At 64.1% G+C, this 21019-nt stretch carries 16 protein-coding genes; 12 read left to right on the forward strand and 4 right to left on the reverse strand.

All coding sequences use genetic code 11. The features are described from left to right. Positions 1 to 101 precede the first annotated feature (101 nt). Positions 102 to 2516, forward strand: a complete 2415-nt coding sequence (locus CGL56_RS02840; protein ID WP_209280295.1) for a S9 family peptidase — start codon at positions 102 to 104, stop codon at positions 2514 to 2516. On the opposite strand, the gene CGL56_RS02845 is transcribed toward CGL56_RS02840, so the two are convergent. Next, positions 2513 to 4333 (reverse strand): M61 family metallopeptidase, encoded by a 1821-nt coding sequence (locus CGL56_RS02845; protein ID WP_099104977.1) that lies wholly within the window; start codon positions 4331 to 4333, stop codon positions 2513 to 2515. The genes CGL56_RS02840 and CGL56_RS02845 overlap by 4 nt on opposite strands. A 6-nt stretch (positions 4334 to 4339) precedes the next feature. Further along, positions 4340 to 6178 (reverse strand): S8 family serine peptidase, encoded by a 1839-nt coding sequence (locus CGL56_RS02850; protein WP_099104978.1) that lies wholly within the window; start codon positions 6176 to 6178, stop codon positions 4340 to 4342. A gap of 200 nt (positions 6179 to 6378) precedes the next feature. On the opposite strand from CGL56_RS02850, the gene CGL56_RS02855 reads away from it, so the two are divergent. From CGL56_RS02855 to CGL56_RS02865, 3 genes are all read left to right on the forward strand, one after another. Further along, positions 6379 to 6930, forward strand: a complete 552-nt coding sequence (locus CGL56_RS02855) for an RNA polymerase sigma factor (RefSeq protein ID WP_099104979.1) — start codon at positions 6379 to 6381, stop codon at positions 6928 to 6930. Between the two features lie 2 nt (positions 6931 to 6932). Beyond that, a complete protein-coding gene (locus CGL56_RS02860) occupies positions 6933 to 8453 on the forward strand; it encodes a hypothetical protein (RefSeq protein WP_099104980.1) in 1521 nt (506 codons plus the stop codon). A gap of 66 nt (positions 8454 to 8519) precedes the next feature. After that, positions 8520 to 10109, forward strand: a complete 1590-nt coding sequence (locus CGL56_RS02865; RefSeq protein WP_099104981.1) for a M28 family peptidase — start codon at positions 8520 to 8522, stop codon at positions 10107 to 10109. A gap of 3 nt (positions 10110 to 10112) precedes the next feature. Here CGL56_RS02865 and CGL56_RS02870 read toward each other — a convergent pair whose 3' ends face one another. Beyond that, positions 10113 to 11408: a Pycsar system effector family protein gene (locus tag CGL56_RS02870; RefSeq protein ID WP_143470582.1), complete on the reverse strand. Its 1296-nt coding sequence runs from the start codon at positions 11406 to 11408 to the stop codon at positions 10113 to 10115. 67 nt (positions 11409 to 11475) lie between these two features. On the opposite strand from CGL56_RS02870, the gene CGL56_RS02875 reads away from it, so the two are divergent. The 3 genes from CGL56_RS02875 to CGL56_RS02885 are packed head-to-tail and all read left to right on the forward strand — an operon-like array spanning position 11476 to position 13504. Next, on the forward strand, positions 11476 to 11856 hold the full coding sequence (locus CGL56_RS02875) for a YkvA family protein (RefSeq protein ID WP_099104982.1): 381 nt from the start codon (positions 11476 to 11478) through the stop codon (positions 11854 to 11856). A gap of 56 nt (positions 11857 to 11912) precedes the next feature. Beyond that, on the forward strand, positions 11913 to 12434 hold the full coding sequence (locus CGL56_RS02880; protein ID WP_099104983.1) for a hypothetical protein: 522 nt from the start codon (positions 11913 to 11915) through the stop codon (positions 12432 to 12434). Between the two features lie 14 nt (positions 12435 to 12448). After that, positions 12449 to 13504: a hypothetical protein gene (locus tag CGL56_RS02885; RefSeq protein ID WP_099104984.1), complete on the forward strand. Its 1056-nt coding sequence runs from the start codon at positions 12449 to 12451 to the stop codon at positions 13502 to 13504. 26 nt (positions 13505 to 13530) lie between these two features. On the opposite strand, the gene CGL56_RS02890 is transcribed toward CGL56_RS02885, so the two are convergent. After that, positions 13531 to 14574, reverse strand: a complete 1044-nt coding sequence (locus CGL56_RS02890; protein WP_099104985.1) for a trypsin-like peptidase domain-containing protein — start codon at positions 14572 to 14574, stop codon at positions 13531 to 13533. 106 nt (positions 14575 to 14680) lie between these two features. Between CGL56_RS02890 and CGL56_RS02895 the strand changes: the two genes are divergently transcribed. From CGL56_RS02895 to CGL56_RS02915, 5 genes are all read left to right on the forward strand, one after another. Beyond that, positions 14681 to 16465, forward strand: coding sequence for a MutS-related protein (locus CGL56_RS02895; RefSeq protein WP_167641508.1), 1785 nt, complete (start codon positions 14681 to 14683; stop codon positions 16463 to 16465). Positions 16466 to 16474: 9 nt separating this feature from the next. Beyond that, positions 16475 to 17491: a UDP-glucose 4-epimerase GalE gene (galE, locus tag CGL56_RS02900; RefSeq protein WP_099104987.1), complete on the forward strand. Its 1017-nt coding sequence runs from the start codon at positions 16475 to 16477 to the stop codon at positions 17489 to 17491. A gap of 1 nt (position 17492) precedes the next feature. Continuing rightward, positions 17493 to 18251, forward strand: coding sequence for an MBL fold metallo-hydrolase (locus CGL56_RS02905; protein WP_099104988.1), 759 nt, complete (start codon positions 17493 to 17495; stop codon positions 18249 to 18251). A 102-nt stretch (positions 18252 to 18353) separates the two neighbouring features. Beyond that, positions 18354 to 20213: an OstA-like protein gene (locus CGL56_RS02910; RefSeq protein ID WP_099104989.1), complete on the forward strand. Its 1860-nt coding sequence runs from the start codon at positions 18354 to 18356 to the stop codon at positions 20211 to 20213. Between the two features lie 25 nt (positions 20214 to 20238). Continuing rightward, positions 20239 to 20985 carry an SH3 domain-containing protein gene (locus CGL56_RS02915; RefSeq protein ID WP_167641507.1) on the forward strand — a complete coding sequence of 249 codons (747 nt, stop codon included), beginning with the start codon at positions 20239 to 20241 and terminating at the stop codon, positions 20983 to 20985. Positions 20986 to 21019 lie beyond the last annotated feature (34 nt).

Consider the following 21019-nt stretch of genomic DNA (forward strand, 5'->3'; position numbering starts at 1 on the left):
CGCTCCGGGCGGCAACGGCGGGTGATGCGGTATATTGGGAATTCAAAAATACCAATATGTCCGCCCTGTACCGATACTGCTGTTTCCTGATTGCCCTGGGAATGGCTCCCTTTGCGCCCACGGCAACCTGCGTGCGCGCCCAGCAAAACCTGGAATACCAGACGCCGCCCGAAGAGATTCTCGACCTGGTCGATGTCCCCCTGGCCCCCGCCGTCCTGATGGACCACGAACGGCGGCACATGGTACTGCTGTACCGGGAACCCTACGCTACCATTGCCGAGCTTTCCAAAACGGAACTGCGACTGGCCGGCCTGCGCATCGACCCCACCACCAACATCGGCAGCCGCACCACCTACTATACCGACGTGAAGGTGAGGGCCGTGAACGGGGCCCCGGGAACGGAAGTCTCCCTCACCGGCCTGCCCGATCAACCGCGGCTGGCCAACCTGAGCTGGTCGCCCGACCAGCGCAAAATAGCCATGACCCACACCACCGAACAGGGGGTGGAAGTATGGGTAGCCGACCTGGAAACCGCTGCGGCCCACCGCCTGACAGAGCCCCGGGTAAACGCCAACCTGCGCGACGTCATCAACTGGGATGAGGACGGCAAATCGCTGCTCGTGAAGATGCTGCCCCCCGACCGCCAGCCCCTCATCGACGCCCGCAACAGCGTGCCCTCCGGCCCGACGGTATCGGTGGCCGACGGCGAAAAGGCCCAGAACCGCACCTACCAGGACCTGCTGAGCAACCCCAACGACGAGTACAATTTCGAGCAGCTGGCCCGCTCGGTCCTGCAGCGGGTGTCGCTGGACGGCACCGCCACCGAATTCCTCGGCGCGGCGATGTACGACGGCATCACCTTCAGTCCGGACGGCACCTACGTGATGGTCGAAACCATCGAGCGGCCCTTCTCCTACATCGTCCCCTACTACCGCTTCCCGACCACTACCACGGTATATACCCGGAACGGGGCGCGGGTGCAGACGGTAGCCGAACTGCCACTGACCGAGGTGCTGCCCCAGGGCTTCATGGCCACCACCACCGAACGGCGTAACCTGCAGTGGCGCACCGACCGGCCGGCCACCCTGGTATACGTACAGGCTCTGGACGGCGGCGACCCCGAGCGGGAGGCCGAGTACCGCGATGCGGTGTATCAACTGGAAGCCCCCTTCGCGGGGGAAGGCACGAAGCTGTTGCAGGTCACCAACCGGCTGTCCGGACTGCACTGGGGCGACGAGGAAACCGCGGTGGCCTACGACCGCTGGTTCGACACCCGCAACAGCAAGGTGTACGTGTTTGACCCCTCGGCACCGGAAGCCGCGCCGCGGGTGCTGTTCGACCTGAACTACCAGGACCGCTACGCCGACCCCGGCGACTTTGTCACCACCCGCAACCGCTACGGCAGCGAGGTGCTGGCGCTGGAAGGTGATCGCGCCTTTCTGATCGGCGACGGGTACACCCCCGAAGGGCAATTCCCCTTTCTGAACGCGGTCGACCTGGGCAGCGGCAATACCGAAAACCTATATACCTCCGCCTACACCGACAAGCTGGAAGAACTGAGTGACTACGATCCGGAAACCGACCGCCTGCTGGTCCGCATCGAATCGCCGGTGGAGTACCCCAACTACTATTTCCGCGACCTCGACGGTGGCGACCAGCTGACGCGGCTCACCGCATTTCCGAATCCCTTCCAGAGCCTGCAGGACGTCCACAAGGAAGTGATCACCTACCGCCGCGACGACGGCCTCGAACTGTCGGGCACCCTCTACCTGCCCGTGGGCTACGACACCACCCGCCGCGAGCAGGTTCCGCTGATCCTGTGGGCCTACCCCCGGGAATTCAAGGACAAGGCCAGTGCGGCCCAGTCCACTTCCAACCCCAATGAATTTACCTACCCCTCCTACGGCTCGCCAGTGTACTGGGTGACGCGGGGCTACGCCGTGCTCGACGACGCCGCTTTCCCCATCGTCGGGGAGGGCGAAGAAGAGCCCAACGATTCCTTCCGCTCACAGCTGGTGGCCAACGCCAAGGCCGCCATTGAGGCCGTGGACCGCATGGGGTACATCGACCGCGAACGGGTGGCCGTGGGCGGTCACAGCTACGGCGCCTTCATGGTAGCCAACCTGCTCAGCCACAGCGACCTCTTTGCCGCGGGCATCGCCCGGAGCGGGGCCTACAACCGGACCCTCACCCCCTTCGGCTTCCAGAGCGAACAGCGCAACTACTGGGAAGCCCCCGAGGTGTATTACGGCATGTCGCCCTTCATGCACGCGGAAAAGATGAAAACGCCCCTGCTGCTGATCCACGGGGAAGCCGACAACAATTCCGGCACCTACCCTCTGCAGAGTGAGCGGTACTTCAATGCCCTGAAGGGCCTGGGGGCCACGGTGCGGCTGGTCATGCTGCCGAAAGAAAGCCACGGCTATCGCGCCAAGGAGAGCATCCTGCACCTGCTCTGGGAGCAGGACCAGTGGCTGGAGAAGCACGTCAAGAACAAGGAATCGATGCGGCGCTAGTGCCCCAGCCAGGCCCGGCGGCGGGCGGCGGCTTCCGTTCCGGTGTTTTCGAGCAGTCCGGAGCGGAAGTCGGGTCCCGCCGCGGCCTTGAAGTTGCCCGACTTGGCTTCGCCCAGCTGGTTAAAACCCACCGAGTAGGTCTGACCAATTTTCAGCTCGCCCACGGCCGCGTCCCAGGACGCCCGGTCGGTGACTGGGGTGCCGTTCAGGGAAGTGATTACACTGCCCCGGTCGACCCCGGCGGCGTACAGCGGATTGTTCTCGTACACCGTACCGGATACCCTCAGTCCTTCGCCGTCCGATTCCTTTAGCTGCAGGCGGTGGAATCCGACGCTATCGGGACGGGCTGGGGCAACTTCGATCCCGTAGGGCTTCAGAAGCACCGCGTAGTCCGGCAACTCACTGCCGTGAATGTGGGCGTCGAACCACTGGGCGGCCCAGGCTGGGTCGCCGGACACTTCCCCCAGGGCCATTTCAATATCGCGGATGTGGTAGGGGATCTCCGGCCGCCCGTACCTCACCCACATCAGCCGCATGAGCTCATCCAGGGTGTGATCGCGCTGGCGGAGTTCGAGGTCGAGGGCCAGGCCCAGCACGGCGCCGTAGGTATAGTAGCTGACGTAGGTATTTTCGTAATTGTCGGGATCATTGGCGGTGGCGGCGTCCACGAAGGGCGCCATCCGGCTCATGTCGGCTGGCCCCCGGAAGTCGCGCCCCGGGGAATGGACCACGTAATTGAGCTGACCGGCCAGGTTGGCCGCGTATTCCTCCGGGTCGAGGAGGCCGGCGCGCACCAGCGACAGGTCGTCGAAGTAGCTGGTGAAGCCCTCGGCGAACCAGAGCTCGCCGCTCATATTGACGTGATCAAAGCGGAAGGGTTCCAGGCTGGCGGGCCGGATGCGCTCCACGTTCCAGCTGTGGAAGAACTCGTGGCTTACCGTCCCGATCAGCCGCTGCTGGTTTCCCTCCAGGGGTATCGGGGCCGAGCAGACGGTGGAATTGCGGTGCTCCATGCCGTCGCCGCCGATCCAGGGGTTGTAAGAGAGGAGAAAGACGTAGCGCCCGTAGTCAAAGGCCGGCAGTTCGCCGTACACCGCTTGCTGGGCCTTTACCACTCTTTCAATCCAGCCGACGTAGGCATCGAAGGTTTCGCGGCCGTCCTCCCCCATCAGGGCGACTTCGATGGTGTCTATCCGTTCGCCGCTGGCCACGGTGAATTCGTCGCGCAGCATCCGGCCCACCAGGGTGGGCGAATCAAAGAAGTAATAGTAGTTCGGCGCGGCAAACCGCCGCTCGCCCAGCCGCACGAGCTGGGTGGCCACCTCCCAATCGGGCCGCTGATCGGGCGGGAGCTGCAGCAGGACCGGCCGGTCGTTCAGGTTTTCCCCGTAGAGGAAACTGGCCGGCATATTGAGGTGGAGCTTGCGGTCGTCGATGCCGGAATAGGTGCCGTCGCCGCCGTTGGCGAACAGGGTGTAGCTCAGGGTGACGCTCCCCCCGTGGCCGGTGATGGCCCAGGTGGTGGGATCCACCTTGCTGACCGTCACGGCACCCGCGTCCGCGCCCTTGGCCCGCAGGTCGTACACGTTGCGGGCGAAGTTGTGCTGGGCGTAGCGTCCCGGACTGGACTGGGGCATCTTCACGTAGAATACCCCATCCGGTACGGCGGGGAACTCCACCGTCACCCCCAGTTCGTGCTGCTGTACGTTGGTCAGGTCGAGGGTGTACACGATGGTGCCCGGGTGATCGGCCACCCAGTCGAGCTGGGCGGTCAGCGGCGCGGTGAGGAAAAGCAACAGAAGGAAGAGCAGGGACATTCGGGGTCAGCTTAGGGTAGACAAATCACGGACGAAGGGCTGGTAACCCAGCTCCCGGGCCCGCGGCAACAGCTTGCGGGCGGACGGGGCATCGGCGAATGTACCGAGAATGACCTTATGCATCCCCCCGGCTTCAGCTACCACGACGGGGAGCTCAAACTGCTGCTCCAGCCGGGTGGCCAGCTCCAGGGCACTGGCCGCCTGACGGAAGGCGCTGACCTGCAGGCCAAACCCCGACCGTGGGGGGTCTTCCGCCCTTACCCGGAAAGCCGTTCGGGCGAGCGAAGCGGGAGTAGCCGGAGCGGGACGGCCCGCCAGGCGCAGGGCTTCGGCTACCGCCCGATCGGCATTGACGCGGCCGTAGCCGAAGCGGTTGCTGTAGCCCCGGACGTCGTATTCACCGGGGTCACCGATCTTGTCTGCCGTACGCTCCAGGATGGATTTCACCTCCGCGGCCGTCAGTCCGGGATGGGCCGACAACAGCAGCGCGCACACTCCCGCCACGAGGGGGGTGGCGCCGGAGGTACCCCCGAAGTGCTTGTGGTGGGGCCCGCGGTCGCGACCGTCCACGTAGTACCGTTTCCCGGGGGGCAGGTGCTCATGCCCCGGGTCCCAGCTGGCGCGGGCGGCGAGCAGGGGCCAGCCGCCGTCGCTGGGGGCGACCACGCTCAGGCCGCTGCCCCGGTTGGAGTAGGCGGGGTGGGTATCGTTGCTGGTGGAGGCCCCTACCGCGATCACCCCGGGCAGTTCACAGTAGTAATTGAGGTAGTGCTTGCCCTCGTTTCCAGCGGCGAAGATTACGATGCATCCCTTGCCGCCCCGCCCTTCGGTGACCGCCCGGCGCACGGCGCGCTCGTGGAAGGTGCCGGGTCGGAAACGGGGATCCACGGTCCCCCACGAACAGGAGATCACGTCGGCCCCATTGCGGATGCAGTGGTCGAACATCCGTTCGGTGAGGTAGGCCGAGTAGGTAAGCCCGTGCAGGGGCATCAGCCGGGCCCGGGGGGCGGCGCCCACGATTCCCGTTCCGTTGGCGGCGGCCACGGCCACGCTGGCGCAGGGGGTGGCGTGGGTGCCGTGAGCAATGCCCGTGGGGAGGGTGGAAGCGCCGGAGGAAATGGTGAGCGGGGCCACGATGGACTTTGCGCTCAGGTCGGGGTGTTGCAGGTCGAAGCCGTTGTCGATAATGGCCACGGTAACTTCCGGGCTGCCCAGGCTCCCGAGCCTTTTCCAGGCCGCCTGGACGCGGGCGTCGGCCCCGCGGCGGGTAGGGTAACCGGGCACGCCGGGCACGTGGCCGGGGTTGGACAGCGACCACTGCTGGCTGAAGAGGCCGTCGCGGGGTTCGGTGAAGTACTGGTCGAGGGGCACGTCCAGGTCGGGCACGGCGGAGGAAACCATGGCCAGCTTCTCGAGTTGGCGGGCCACGTAGAGGGGGTTGCGGCTGCGGGCGGTGGCCGACAGCACCACCGTCCGTTCGGCGGGCCGCCGCTCCAGCACCTCCAGGTGAAAGAGGTCGAACACCCGCTGGCTCTCCTCCTCCCCCACCCCGGGGGCCAGCGTACAGTAGATGATGCCAGTGGGCACGACGGGCCGGTTGTCGTGGTCGGCGAAGTAGACGTGGGTACCTACTTCCACCTCCGGCCGCTGCCGCACCTCGTCGAGCGCTTCCTCCACGTCGCGGGCGACCGGGAGGCTGACCACCTCAAAGCCGCCCACGTCGGGCAGCAGCCGCTGGCCAACCTCCGGCGGGGAGGTGGCGGGACGGCCCTTCAGGCCCACCAGTTGCTTGCTTTTGCGCAGCGCCAAGCCCCCCCGGGTAGTGGAAATGCGGATTTCACTCATGCCCCGGAAGGTACTGCTTTGGGCGGTTCAACGCGGGTGCCGGGACCCGGTAAAAACCAGCCCAAGATGGTCGCCCGGGCGGGCGACGGACAAAAATACCGGCGGCTGGCAGCGGTAGAGCGGTAGAAACCGTTTACCTTACGGTAATTCCGGCGATCGCCCGCCCCAACGAGCGGAAGCCTTTTACCCGTCAGCTTTTTATGGATTATTCAATTTGCCTGGAGAACGACGAGGAACGTTTCGTGGCCGCGCTGTTGCGGGGCGATCGCGAAGCGCAACGCGTCCTGTACGAAACGCACTATAGCGCCCTCATGTCCATCTGTCAACGCTACACCGGTACCGAAGACGAGGCCATGGACCTGCTGCACGAAAGTTTCATCAAGATCTTCGGCAAAATTGGCCGCTACGAAAGCGGTACGGCCCTGCTGGCCTGGATGCGCCGCATCACGGTCAACACGGCCATCGATCACTACCGGCGCACCGTAAGGCGGCGCACCGAGGATATTGAGCGTGCCTACCAGGTCAGTTCGGACCTGCCCGACGTCATCAGCCAGTGTTCCGCCAAGGAAATCCTGGTCGCCGTGCAGCAACTCCCGCCGACCTACCGGACGATCTTCAACCTCTACGTGATCGAGGGATACAGCCATAAAGAGATTGCCGAACGATTGAATATTACTGATTCCACCTCGCGTTCCAACCTGGTAAAAGCGAGAAGTAAGCTGCAAAAGACGCTTACTGCCCCAGGCCGCTAGTAATGAAACAAGAAAAGCACCCCCTTGATGACCTGATCCGGCAACGGATCGCCAACCTGCCCCCCGGCGCCGTCCGGGGCTGGGAGGAGCTGGAACGTCGTCTTGACATGCTGGACACGGCCGACGACGCCGTTGCTGACAAACTCAACACCCTGTCTGCGCCGCCCCCGCCCCCCGGCAGCTGGTCGGCCTTCGAGCAGAAACTCACCGCCGCCGAAGCCGAAACGGCCGCGGCCATCGACTCCGCGGTTGCTACCGTGCTGAGCCAGGCCAGTACGCCCCCCGTTTCCGGCTGGGCCCAGCTGGCCGCCCGCCTCGAACTCATCGGGCAGCGGCGCGAAATGGTGATGTGCCTCAAGATATCCGAAGCCGCCCTGCTGCTCAGCCTGCTGCTGGTGGCCCTGCGCTTCGCCGAGACTACGCCCCCCCAATCCGCCCCCATTGCCGATACAGGCTCCAAGGGCCGCTTCCCCATCCAGCTGCCGCAATCCCCCGCCAAAGCCACGGAAGCCCTCGCCCCCGCCCTGCCGGCCCAAGCGGTTACCCCCACCCCGGCGCAAGCCCCGCGGGACGAACCCCGGACCTCCCCCGCCTCCCTGCGCCCCACCCCCGCGGTGCCCACCCTCGACTTCCACCCGGAATCCGGGCGGAATCAGCTTGCAGCACTCCCCCGCCCCCTGGCGGAGGAACCGGTGGGTACCATTCCGACCAATACTTACGGCGTTGAGCAGCCCCGTCCGAAGATCTACGCCCCCCTGCAATTCGGCAACCTCTTCAGTGGGGAGCCGGTGCAGTACGTGCTGAACGCCTTCGTTTCGCCCGTGGATCTGAACCAGGTGATCACCCAGGCCAATCCGCGGCTCGGCATCGAGGGCCAATCCAAGCTCTCGACCGGCTACAGCATCGGCACCCTGCTCGACGTCAGCCAGGGCAAGAACGCCATCCAGGTGGGCTTCATTTACGGCTACCGCTCCTACGTACCGGCCGAGATCCTGAACATCGAGCAGGACTCCCTGCTCACCCCCCAGGACGAAAACATCCGCTACGGACGCCTGACCTACCGCACCCTTTCCCTGCCCCTGAACTACGTCAGGGAGATCGCCACCAACGACCGCTGGCGGCTTTCCGGCGGGGTAGGAATGGCCATGAACGTCATTCTGGATTCGGAATTCCAGCTGGCGGACAACTACACCAAGGAAGACCTGGAGCGGGTGATTGATCACTTCGTGGCTACCCATCAGTCCTCCACCGACGGCCGCGCCTCCAGCGGGCGCCGCAACATCCTCAACCCCGAGGTAGGCTACCTGCAGGGCGGATCGATCTTCGACAACAGCAGCCTTTACGTAAGCGGTACCCTGCGCGTCGAACGGCTGCTGAACGACCGCTGGAGCCTTTACTTCGCCCCCACCGTTACCCGGCTGTTTACGGTCCGGGACACCGACGGCGGGAAGGGCCCCCTGGAAGACCGCATCCACAATACGATGCTGCGCCTCGGCACCCGCATCCGGCTGACGGACAAGTAGGCACTCGGGCCGTTAAACTTATCTTAGCGCGGCAACCAGCCGTTGTTGCGTTAACGTTCGCTATTCATGACCCGATTCTTCTACGTCGGAGCCCTGCTCCTTTCACTGAATATTTTCGCCCAGGAACGCGCTCCGCTACCCACCACCGATGCCGAAGCCCGCGCCCTGGCCGCCACCATTGAGGCGGAGGACCTGCGGCGGCACCTGACCATCCTGGCCGCCGACGACATGGAAGGGCGGGAAACCGGACAGCCCGGACAAAAGCGGGCCGCGGCCTACCTCGCCGAACAACTCGCCGCCCTGGGCATGCCCACCATCGGGGAGAACAACGGCTACTTTCAGACCATCAAGTTCAGTCGCCAGAAGTGGGACTCGATCGCCATGACCGTCAATGGCAAGGAGCTGCGTCACCTCTGGGAGTTCTACAGTGCACCGAGCCGGAACGCCGACCGCGAAAGCGAAGAGATCGACGAGATCACCTTCCTGGGTTACGGCATCGACGATGAGCGCTATAACGACTACGCCGGTCGGGATCTGGAAGGCAAAACGATCATGATCTTTGCCGGGGAGCCCAGGGGCCGCAACGGCAATTACCTCATCACGGGCACCAAGGACCCCAGCGCCTACAGTCTGGACGACGGTGCCAAAATGCGTGCCGCCCGCCGCCACGGCGTAAGCACCGTGATCGTGATCGACCCCGCCTTCAAGAAAAATGTACAGCAGGTGCGCCGCGAAACCCTCGACGGCCGCCTGAAGATGACCGAGCAAACCGAATCCGAGCGCGAAGAGGCCAACAGCGTGTACATCACGCCTGAACTCGCCCGGACCCTCCTCGGCAAGGACTACCGCAAGGTGATCCGCTCCCGCACCAGGGCCGAAAAAACGGGCCGCTTCCGCCCCGTGGTCGTTGCGGCCGACATTACCCTCACCCAGGACAAGGAGGTCCGGGAACTCATCGGCGAAAACGTGCTCGGCTACCTGGAGGGCAACGATCCCGAACTGGCGGACGAGGTGATCGTGGTCAGTGCCCACTACGACCATATCGGCAAGCGGGGAGACGCCATTTTCAACGGGGCCGACGACAACGGTTCCGGCAGCAGCACCATCCTAGAGATCGCCGAAGCCTTCACCGTGGCCGCCCGGGCCGGTAAAGGACCCCGCCGCAGCGTGCTCTTCCTGTGGGTCAGCGGAGAAGAGAAGGGCCTGCTGGGCTCGGAGTACTACGCCACCCACCCCATTTTCCCCCTGGAGAATACCGTAGCCGACATCAACGTCGATATGGTGGGCCGCATCGACGACGCCCACGCCGGCAACCCCAACTACATCTACGTGATCGGGAGCAACCGCCTGAGCACCGAACTCCACAACATCAACGAGGCGGTGAACCGCGACTTCACCCAGCTGGAGCTCGACTACACCTACAACGCCAAGGACGATCCGAACAACTTCTACGAGCGTTCGGACCACTACAACTTCGCCGAGCGCGGGATCCCCAGTGTCTTCTTCTTTAACGGTACCCACGCCGATTACCACCGGGATACCGACACCGTCGACAAGATCAACTTCGACAAGATGGTCCGCATCGGTCAACTGATCTTCCACAACGCCTGGCAGCTGGCGAACCAGGACAAGCGCATCCAGGTAGACGTCAAGTAGGGTTTACCAGCCGAAGAGGGAGTTCCAGAACGACTCCGCTCCCGTCTGCTGGTTGTAGATGACCGCCGCCAGGATGAAGGACAGGACGGCCAGGATGATGCCGAAGAGGAATACGTTGTAGCAAATCCGGAGGTAGCTGTATTTCTTGGCCAGTACGACGCCGAGGTAGTACAGGTCACGGGTCATGGTCGAATACAGGAAATCCTCATCGCGGATCATCTCCATCATGCCGTAGTGGAAGTCCTCCAGCTTCATGTTGTAGAAGTTTCCGAAGAAGAGGAGGTTGCTGCGCCGGGCCTTGATGTCCTCCAGGCTGCTGTTGCCCTCGGTGACCTTGGGCCGCGTGGCCTGGATGGCGTAGAAGAGGGAGAACAGGCATACCCCTACCAGCACGATGGTGGGCAGGGTCAGGTGGGGATTACTGTCGAGTTTCGGGAAGAGGTTGGCCGCCGAAATGCTCAGGATGATGGCGTTGACCGAAAGCATGATGTTGGCCTTGTTGTCGGCGATGCTGCTCAGGTTCACGTGGGTGCGATAGGTGGCCCGGTACATGGTTTCCACCCCGCGGCCGGGCTTGAGGTCCGAACCTTCGGTCACCTCGTCGTCGGGGCGCCGCTTCAGTTTCTTCTTTTTCTTCCGTTTGACCTTCTCCAGCTCGTCGAGGCTGGCCGGCGTAGGATCGGGAAACAGGGCCTTTTTCCGCTTGTACAGCTGGCGGACGTGCTTGCTCTTGCGCTTGCCGAACAGCTCACGGGCCGCCTCGGTGTGGTATTCGTGGTTGAGCATGAAGGACAGCTCAAAGTCGATCCACTCCTGGTCGGACATCACCATCTGCCGGGTGAGGGCGAACTCCTGGCGCACCCGGCCGCAGCGGTCCCAGTAGCTCAGGTCGCCCAGGTGGCTCAGGTCGGCGTCGGCCACGATCTCCTCCAGGAAGTTGGCGGGTTGCTGGGGCATGCGGGTGGCCATGATGGCGCCCCGGACCGCGGCGATCAGTTCTTCATCGTCGATGTCGCGCTCGCGCAGGAACCGCTCGGCGTTGTCGGCGCTGCGTACTTCGTGGTCCTCCCACCCTTCGTTGTAGCCCGTGTCGTGGAACCAGGCCGCCAGACGCACGATGAGGAGTTCCCGGTCGCTGAGGTCATAGGCTTGGGCCAGCTCCATGGCGGCCTCCACCACGGCGACGGTGTGCTGGAAATTGTGGTAAACGTAGCGGGGGTCAATGTGGTCGCGGATGTAATCCTCCACATAACTTTCCGCTTCGTGCAGTAGCTCGGCCGACTCGATTGCTGGGTCCATCCCCGTAAAGATAACCCCGACGGCGCTTTGCGCGTTTTATGGGAGAACCTACCTTGCGTTCCGCGATATGAACCTGCAACCTTACCGCCGCTTCTTTACCCCCAACCGATTCTGGAGCCGCCTGGGCACCCTGGCCCGCGCTACCGGCACCAAGTCCATCTACACCGCCCTGCTGCTGTACTACGCCTACGAGCGGCAGGAGACCCCCAAGTGGGCCAAGCGGGTGGTGCTGGGCTCCCTGGGATACCTGCTGATGCCCCTGGACGCCATCCCCGACCTGACGCCGATCCTGGGCTACACCGACGACATCAGCGTGCTGGCCGCCGGCCTGGCTACCGTAGCCGCCTACGTGAACGATGACGTGCGGCAGCGAGCAAAAGACAAACTCGGGCAGTGGCTTCCGCAGTCGCGGCCGGAGGATGTACAGGAAATCGACGACCGGCTATAACCCCCGGCTCCAAGTTGCCACGCCTTACCTTTAACCCACACCCTAAACACAACTCAATGTCCGGTCAGAACAACCGATTTGCCACCGCCCTGATGAAAGCCCTGGAGAAGAAAAACCTGGAGGGTTTTGACTACCTGGAATTCAAGCAATCGGTCGGCCGGCTCACCGAGATCGGCATGGACCTGGACACGGCCATCAACTCCGCCTTCATCACCGGATCCTCGGTGGGGCTGACCAAGGAAAAGCTCATCAAGACGGCCCAGTACTACGCCGATGTGCTGCAGGATGAAAAGGCGCAGTTCATGCGGAGCCTGGAGAAGCACCTCGTCGACAACGTAGAGGGCAAGGCCAAGCAGACCGGGGAGCTGAAAAAGAAAATCGCGAACTGGGAGTCCAAGATCGAGGAGCTGCAGAAACAGATCGAAGCCGCCAAGGCCCAGATCGAGGCCGCCGACTCCCAGATCAGCGCCGCCCGCACCAAGGCCGAGGAGAACCAGAAAGGGTTCGACGAGGCCCTGGAAGTCATCACGAATACCATCCAACAGGACGTGGCCGACATCCGTCGGGTACTCTCCTAAATCCGAATACGCGTATGAACCCACCGGCCCCCCATGCACAAAAATCGTTTTGGCGACGGCCCGAAGGGGTGACGGGACTGATCTTCATCTTTGCCCTCGCAGCCGGTCTGGGCTTTCTGTTCACCACCTTCGCCGGGGTGATCCTTCCCTTTCTGTCTACCACCCTGGGCATTGTAGTGGCCGGCCTCACCCTGCTGGCGGTGGTCTTCGCCATCGCCGACCCCCGCACCCGTACCCTGCTGGCCTACCTCTACAAGAGCGCCATGCGCAAGGTGACGGGGCTGTTCGTCAACATCGACCCCATCGGCATCCTGAAAACCTACGTGGAGGAGCTGGAGCGTAACCTCCAGGATATGCGGAAGCAAATCGGCAAGATCCGCGGCCAGATGCGGCACCTGACCACCCTGATGGAAACCAACGCCACCGAGGTGGACAAGCAGCTCAAGCTGGCCGCCCTGGCCAAGGAAAAGGGCAAACAACAGCAGATGATCCTCAGCAGCCGCCGGGCCGCCCGCCTGCGGGAGAGCAATCAGAAGTACCAGGTGCTGTTGACCAAGATGGAAGTCCTGAACCGCGTCCTCAACCGCATGCACCAGAACAGTGAGGTGCTGCTGGAAGATACCCGCGACCAGGTCGAGCTCCGCATCCAGGAGCGCAAGGCCATCCGCGCCAGCCACGGCGCCATGCAGTCGGCCATGAGCGTCATCAACGGCAATCCCGACCAGCGGGCCATGTTCGACCAGGCCATGGAGGCCATCGCCGAGGACGTGGCCAACAAGGTGGGTGAGATGGAACGAATGATGGAGCTGAGTACCAACTTTATGGACAGCGTCGACCTTCAGAATGGCGTCTTTGCCGAAGAGGGACTGCGGATGCTCGAGGAGTGGGAAAAGAAAAGCGAGCTGCTGCTGAGCGAAGGCCACCTGGAATTCGACCTCGACCAGACCAAGCGGCAGACCTCCACCCCCGACGCCGATGCGGAAAAGCTGGACCTCGACGAGCTCACCCGCCGCCCCGACCCCCAGACGCGGGGTAAACAGGATTCAGGCTACGACCAGTTCTTTTCCTAGGTCCCTCGAGGGACAGTCCCAATGGCTTACCAGCCCGCGCCGTACTCTTCTACCAGCACGTTGTCGTAGGCATCGGCCTGCTCGAAGAGGTATTCAAAGCGGGGCAGGGCCGTCTCCACGGTCAGGTATCGGTCGTAGATCAGCAGGGAGAGGATGATGTCGCGGCCGTAGGTCGAAAAGGTCAGTTGCCGGGTCTTCGTATTCTCCCGCAGGAGGTATTCGAACAGTTCCGCGGAGGGGGCTTCCGGCACCTGGCAGAGGTAGGCGTCGCCGGTTACCAGTCCGCTCTCCTCGTGGTAGGCCACCTGTATGCTGGCGCTCCCCTGCCGGATGCTCCAGAGGTTGGGGCCCCGCCGGGCCAGCCGGGGGTCGTGGCCGGCCACGCGCAGGATCTCCTCGATCGTCGCATTTACGCCAGTCGGGGCGACATCTTCCACCGTGGAGGGCAGCGTCAGTTCACCACCGCAGTGGGGGCAGCGCTCCGGCAGCCGTCTTCCGGATTCGAAGGTGACGCGCTGACAGGCGAAGCAGCGGGCCGCGGGGCTCCCCTCCCCCGCTGCGAAAGCTTCAAGAATCTCCAGCACAAGGGGGGCGGGCAGGGCCAGGCTGCGCTCCTCGGATTCCGGGTCGTCCAGCATATTGATACCCGCCAGTTCGCCGGCCTCGGTGTAGAGGCCACTACCGGCCAGGGTACTTCCCTCCCGCGCATCGTGTGCCAGGTAGGGGATCCCGTGGCGGCGGTACTCCTCGACTGCGACTTGGCCGGAGGCGGTACGGGCCGGCTCACCGAAGCGCTGCCCCACGGAGAGAACGGGCGTACCCACCGCCGGCAGGGTCGACAGGATGCTTACCGCCGTGCGATCCAGGGGGGCTTCCAGCCGGAGGAACGCCAGGTCATAAAAGGGATCCAGGTACACCACCCGGGCGAGTTGTTCCTCCAGCTTAGGTCCGGTCACCACCACCGAGGCATTTTCGCGTACCACGTGCTCGTTGGTCACCAGGAGGTCGGCCCCCGGCAGATAAATGCCGGTGCCGGTACTGAAGGGCGTGGCTACCTGAAAGACGTGCATGGACAGTGGGCTTGCGGTTTCCCCGAAGGTAAGGCGGCCGCCCCACCCCACCCACAATGGCGGCGGAATTGGCGGTTATCGCCGATACTATTCCCATCTTTGTGGCGTGGATACCCCCCTGGCTCACTACGAAAACGTTTCCGGCGCCCAGCAGGCCCGTTCCCGGCGGCTTCAGCAGCGGTACGACCGCCTGGCCGTAGTTCGCTTGCTGGTGTTCTTCGCTTCCGTGGCCGTGCTTATTCTGGCGTGGTCGCAGGGTCCGGTATGGGGCTTTTCGGTTACCCTCCCCCTGGTAGCCCTCCTCGTGGTGGGCGTCCGGGCCCACGCACGCATCGGTCGGCGGGCGGCGGCGGCGCGGGTGCGGTACGAACTCGCGGAAGCCGAGATCCGTAGTCTGCGCCACGATTTCAGCAACTGGCCCGATGGTGCCCGCTGGGCGGATCCCGCCCACCCCTACGCCACCGACCTGGACATCTTTGGGCCCCACTCTCTCTACCAATTCATCAACCGGACGGTCACGGCCGTCGGCGGGCGGCGGCTGGCCGAACAGCTGCTGCACCCCGCTCCACCGGCTACCGCCGTCCAGCGGCGGCGCGATGCTCTGGCCCTGGTTCCCGACCCGGAATGGTGCCAGGAATGGCGGCAACGCGGCAGCGAACTGCGCGACGACCTGGCCTACGCCTCCCGCCTGCTCGAGTGGGTCGGTCGGCCACCAGTGGTCACCGGTACCTTCGCCCGGCTGATGCGCTGGGCCGCCATTCCCCTCTCGATAGCCGGTCTTTGGTTCTGCTTCACCCAGGAGCCGTGGCAGGCCGGACTGCTGTTCTTCCTGCCCGCCCTGTGGTTGATGCGCCGGCTGTCCGGCCCCGCGGCGGCCGAGCACGCCTATACGGCCAGTGCCGGCGCGGCGCTGGCGTCCTACGCATCCCTCTTCCGTCACCTGGAGGAGCGCTACCGTCCGGGCGCGGCCGTCGCCGCTCCGGCTATCGACCAACTTGGGTTTTACGTAAGGCAACTTGACGTACGCTACAACCCCTTCGTATTCGTCCTGGAAATCACCGGGCTCTGGAGCCTGCACTGGCTGTACCGCCTCGACCGCTGGCGGGCTACTCACCAGGACGACCTGCCCCGCTGGCTGGAGGAGCTGGCGGAAACCGACGCCCGGGTGTCCTGGGCTACCCTGCGCTTCAACCGCCCCGACTGGACGGAGGCCGAACTCACCGAGGAAGCCATGCTGGATGGCCGAGAATTGGGCCACCCCCTGCTGCGCCCGGAGGTGCGCGTCACCAACGACATCCGCATGCAGACCGACGGCCACATCCACCTGGTCACCGGCAGCAACATGGCCGGCAAGTCGACCTGGCTACGCACCGTGGGCATCAACCTGGTGCTGGCCCGCGCCGGCGGTCCCGTTTGCGCGCGGCACCTGCGCACCGCCGCCCTCCAGGTATGGACCTCCATGCGCACCCACGACGACCTGAGCGAGAGCACTTCCAGCTTTTACGCCGAACTTAAGCGGCTGAAGGCGATTATTGAAGCGGTGAGCGATCCACAGCAACAGGTCTTCTTCCTGCTGGACGAAATCCTGAAGGGCACCAACAGCCGCGACCGGCACACGGGCTCCCGGGCCCTGATCCGCCAACTGATCCGCGAGCGGGGGGCCGGCATCATTGCCACCCACGACCTCGACCTGGCGGTGCTGGAAACCGAAGGAGGGCCCGCCGGCCACCGGGTGGAGAACTACGCCATGGAAGTGCAGACCCGCGACGGCGAACTCGTTTTCGACTACAAGCTCCACCGGGGCGTGAGCCGCAGCTTCAACGCTACGGCCCTGATGGCCCGCATGGGCATACAGATCGACCCCGAAGACATCAAACTGACCCACGATTAAACCACACCCATGAGTAAAGGAAAAATTCTCGTCGCCGGCGGTACCGGCTACATCGGTAGCCACACCGTGGTCGACCTCATCGAAAACGGCTTCGAGGTGGTCAGTGCCGACAACTACCACAACAGCAAGGCGAGCGTGCTGGACGGCATCGAGGCCATCACCGGCGTGCGGGTCGTGAACCACACCATCGACCTGGCCGACCCGGTGGCCACCGCCCAGCTGTTCGAGAAGCACGCCTTCGACGGGGCCATTCACTTCGCGGCCTACAAATCCGTGGGCGAGAGCGTGGACCGCCCCCTGGAGTACTACCGCAACAACCTGAACAGCCTGCTCAACGTCATCGACGGCCTGCGCAAACAGAAAAAAAGCAACCTGGTGTTTTCCTCGAGCTGCTCCGTCTACGGCAACGCCGACGAACTGCCGGTGACCGAAGCCACCCCGCGGAAGGAAGCCGAAAGCCCCTACGCCCGCACCAAGCAGATGGGTGAGGACATTCTATACGATTTCTGCGGCCGTTACCCCGACTTCGCCGCCGTGCTCCTGCGCTACTTCAACCCGGCCGGTGCCCACCCCAGCGGTAAAATCGGTGAGGACGCGGCCAACCCCGCCAGCAACCTCGTGCCCGTCATTACGGAAGTAGGGGCCGGTAAACGGGAGAAACTCACCGTCTTCGGCGACGACTACGATACCCGCGACGGCAGCTGCGTGCGCGACTACATCCACGTTGCCGACCTGGCCCACGCCCATACCCTGGCCCTGGAGTACCTGATGTCCGGCAAGCAGACCGAAAATCCGGCCCTCTTCAACCTGGGCATCGGCGAGGGACTGACCGTCCTGGAGGCCATCCACGCCTTCGAGCGGGTGAGTGGTAAATCCCTCAATTACGAGATCGGCCCCCGCCGCCCCGGCGACGTGGTGGCCGTCTACGCCGACCGCAGCAAGGCCACCGAGGTTCTGGGCTGGAAGCCCCGCTTTGGCGTGGACGACATCATGCGAACGGCCTGGAACTGGGAAGAAAAGCGCTAGCATGTACCTGCGTTTACTCGGCACGGCTACCTCCCAGGGGGTGCCCGTGATCGGCTGCCACTGCGCGGCCTGTACCTCCACGGACCCCCGCGACCAGCGGCTGCGCGCCAGTGCCGTGCTCTGCGCCGGCGAGGCCCGCTTTAACATCGACGCCGGCCCCGACTTCCGCCACCAGATGCTGGCCGCCGGCATGGAACGGCTGGACGCCATCCTGCTTACCCATGAGCACAACGACCATACGGCCGGCATCGACGACGTGCGCCCCTTCTGCTTCATGCAGCAGATGGACATGCCGGTCTACTGCCTGGACCGGGTGGCGCGGGAACTGCGGGAACGCTTCGCCTACGCCTTTACTGACTACCCCGGCGTACCCAAGCTGGACGTCCGCCGCGTAGATTTCGGCGACCGGATCGAGTTCGGCGGTCAATCCGTCGAACTGCTGCGCGTCAACCACGGCAACCTGCCCATCCTCGGCATCCGGGTGGGGAAGCTGGCCTACCTCACCGACGTAAAGACCCTGCCGGAGGAAACCCTGGCCCGGCTGACGGACCTCGACACCCTGATCATCTCCTGCCTGAACCACCACGGCACCCACAGCCATATGTCGGTGGAGGAATCCCTCGCCTACGTCGATCGGCTGCGGCCGCGGCGCACGGTGCTATTCCACCTGAGCCACCGCCTGGGGCCCCACGCCGAATTCAGCGCCAGCCTGCCCGCCGGGGTTGAAGTAGGTTACGACGGGATGCAACTGACGGTATAGCGTATATGACGGCGTTAATGCCCCGTTAAAGCAGGGCCACCGTCCGGTTATGGTACCCACCTTGCCGTTCTCCGCTTGCCCAGCGCTTACTTTTGCCCCTCCATGATGTTACGCTCCCTATTCTTGTTGCTGTCCTTTGTCTACTTGCTCGGGGGAACCGCCGCAGCCCAGGCACCGGCGGCCCAGCGGGAGGTGGTAAGCATCGACCACGCGAATGCCCTCCTGCTGCTTCGCCAGGGCAGTGTACAGCGGCTGATTGGTGAGGTGGAACTGAGCCAGGACAGCGTGTTCATGTACTGCGACAGCGCGGAACTCGTCCGGGAAGTCCAGCTCTACGCCTACGACAACGTCACCATCCAGCAGGGCGACAGCATTGCCGCCTTCTCCGAATACCTGGACTACCATGCGGAGACCCTGGTGGCCAAGCTTCGGACGGACGTCGTGCTGAAGCGCGGGCAAACCGAGCTGTTCACCGACGAACTGACCTATGACCTGGCCACCAAACTGGCCACCTACCACACCGGCGGCCGCGTCACGAACGGCACCACGGAGCTGACCAGTACCCACGGGTACTACTACGCCGACGCCCGCAACGTCTACTTCCGGGACAGCGTGGTGGTGGTCGACGACCGGTTCGAAATGCGGGCCGACACCCTGCGCTACGACCTCGGCAACGAGATCGTCTACTTTCTCGGGCCTACCGTTATCCGCAGCGATACCCACTCCATCTACTGCGAGGCCGGGTATTATAATGTTCGCCTCGATGAGGCCGTGTTCCGCCAGAACGCCCAGTACCTGAGTGGGGAACGGCGGGCGGCGGCCGACTCGATCCGCTACCTCGGCCGGGAAGAACTCTACATCCTGCAGGGAGGGGCCTACGTGGCCGAGGGCACCACCCAGCGGGCCACCGCCGACCGCATCAACTACTTCCGCGCCCGCGACCGCTATACCCTCGAGGGGCGGGCCGTGGTCATCGATTCCACCCAAACGATCCGCGGCGACACCATCGACTACAACGCCGCTACCGAAGCCTACGCCGTGAGCGGCGGTCGACCCGAAGTGTCCAACCCACCCATGCTCATGGTGGCCGACCGCATGTACTCCGACGACCGCACCGGTCTCGGGCGGGCCACTGGCAACATCATCTGGCGGGACACCTCCGCTGACCTGCGCATCGAGGCGGAAGCGGCCGATTACGACCGACAAACCGGCTACCTCAAGGCCTACGGGGGCCGGCGGGGCCGGGCCCTGCTGACCTCCCTCCTCGACCAGGATACCCTCTACATGGCCGCCGACACCCTGCTTTCCGTGCGCTCCGATGAAACCACTGCGGCCGGAGATACCGTCCGCCACCTGTCGGCTTACCACGACGTCCGCATCCTGAAGTCCGACCTACAGGCGGTGGCGGACTCCCTGGGTTTTAATACCGTCGATTCCGTCCTGACCCTCTACCAGAACCCGATCCTCTGGCAGGACACCAGCCAGCTCACCGCCGACACCATCGACCTCTTTCTGAAGAACGACCAGCCGGACCGGGTGGAGCTCAAGCGTAACGCCATGGTCATCACCTCCCCTGACCTGATCTTTTTTAACCAGGTCAAGGGCAAGGAGATCGTTGCCCACTTCGACAGCAGCCAGCTGGAGCGTACCGAGGTGAAGGGGAACGCCGAAGCCATTTACTACGCCCAGGACGAGGCCGGAGCCTACATTGGCGTCAATAAAACGGCCTGCAGCGCCATGATCCTGTACTTTGGTGAAGGGAGCGTCCGGCGCATCAAGTTCCTGAGTGCGCCGTCGGGGCGGCTGGACCCCATGGACGCGGTAAACCACGAAGGGATGCGGCTGGACGGTTTCCGCTGGGAAGTTGGGCGCAAGCCCCTCACCCTGGACGACCTCTTCCGCCCCGCCGGCGGGAGCGTCCCTCCCCCGGAAGTTATGTTGGTGCCCCCCGTCGAGGACTGATTACTTTTGTGGTATGGTGAGAATGATGATCCTCCTCCTTCTGGTTGCCCTGAGTGCGCCGACCGCCGCCCAAACCGACTATACCCTGCGGGCGGCGGAAGCGGAACTGCGAGAAGGCGATTATGGCCGGGCCGCGGAAATCCTCGACAGCCTCGAATCCACCGGGGTGGTAAGTCCCGAATTTTACCTGGCCCTGGGCAACGCCCATTACGAATCCGGACGGATCGGTCGCGCCATCCTAGCCTATGAACGGGGGCTGCGGCTGCGGCCCGGCAACGCGGACCTGGCCAACAACCTGCGGTACGTGTATTCGGAAGCCGGAATTGCCACTCCCGAACTGCCCGAGGCCGCCATCATCCGCTGGTGGCATATGCTTGGCGCCTGGATTGGCACTACCGGGGCTTACGTCCTGGCGCTGGTCTTCTGGTGGTTGGCCGTAGCCGGCACGGTGTGGTGGTACCTGCGCCGCCGGGAGATGGAGGAAAAGCGGCGTTTCGCATTGTTGCCCACCGCCCTGTTGCTGGCGCTCATCGGCGGGGGATGCTTCCTGCTGGCCGAAAGCCGGTATGCGGCCATCCACGCCTCGACGGAGGCCATCCTAGTGACGGACGCCACGCTGCGGGTATCGCCCTCGTCCGAGGGCTCGGTGGAGGCGGAATTATCCCAGGGCCACAAACTCTACATTACCGACCGCGTCAACCAATTCGTGAAGGTCCAGCTGCCGGACGGTCGCCAGGGCTATGTGTCGCTTTCGGACCTGGAGGTTATCTGAGGCGCATGGTGGCCCCGCGGCCAGGACAGGTCCG

The organism is Neolewinella marina (assembly GCF_002631205.1).
Taxonomy (GTDB): Bacteria; Bacteroidota; Bacteroidia; order Chitinophagales; family Saprospiraceae; genus Neolewinella; species Neolewinella marina.